This is a genomic window from Ralstonia sp. VS2407 (assembly GCF_052950655.1).
In genome coordinates this window covers 1-766 of record NZ_JBRFVG010000050.1, presented here as the reverse complement: position 1 = coordinate 766, position 766 = coordinate 1, and the positions used below count along the sequence as shown (strand labels likewise).

The 766-nt window shown below is 71.4% G+C and carries 1 protein-coding gene; it reads right to left on the bottom strand.

Annotated features, from left to right (window positions below; translation table 11 throughout):
* Positions 1-766: dienelactone hydrolase family protein (locus ACU8YE_RS23735; protein ID WP_446929779.1), on the bottom strand; the 766-nt coding region annotated here is incomplete at both ends.

Below are 766 nucleotides of genomic sequence, written 5' to 3'. Positions count from 1 at the left end.
ACATGTACGCGTCGCGCAGTTGCGCGACGGGCGAGGGCGACCATACCGAATCGTTCTCGCCGTACAGCCAGAGCGACGGCACGTGCGTGCGCGAGCCGTACGTGTCGAACGCGTCGACGAGGTTCTTCTGCCAGCCTTCGCAGAGATCCTGACGCAGCCCGCCCGAGAAGTTGATGATTCCGCGCACGCCGCGCGCGGCCTCGGTGCCGTACGCGAGCGACACGAGCCCGCCGTGCGACGTGCCGGCGACGACGACGTGCCTCGCATCGACGTAGGACAGCTTCGACATGTAGCCGATCGTCGCGGCGACGTCGCGCGCCTGCGCGACGCCGTTGCGCTCGACGTCGCAGCCTTCCTGGATGTACGTGCCGCCCGAGCCGGCGAAGCCCTCGCGGTTCGGCGCGACCACCGCATAGCCGCGCCGCACGAACTCGCGCGCGAACGACAGCGGCCGGCTGCGCGGCTGCGCGCGCAGATCGCCGGGATTCTTGCCGTGGTTGAAGACCACGAGCGGGAAGGGGCCCGGGCCATCCGGCTTGTATACGGTCGCCTCGAGCGTGATCGCGCCGGCGGCGTCGACCGGAATGCGGATGATCGTTTCGTTCAGATTCGCGGCGACGGGCGGCAGGCCCGAATCGCCGTAGTCGAAGCGCTCGGCGTTCGCGAGCGCGCCGGCTGCGCGGGGCGCGTGCGATACGCGCGGCGCGTAGGGGGCGGCGGCTGGCGCCGACGGCGCATCGGAGGGCAGCGGATCGGCCTGAGCGGC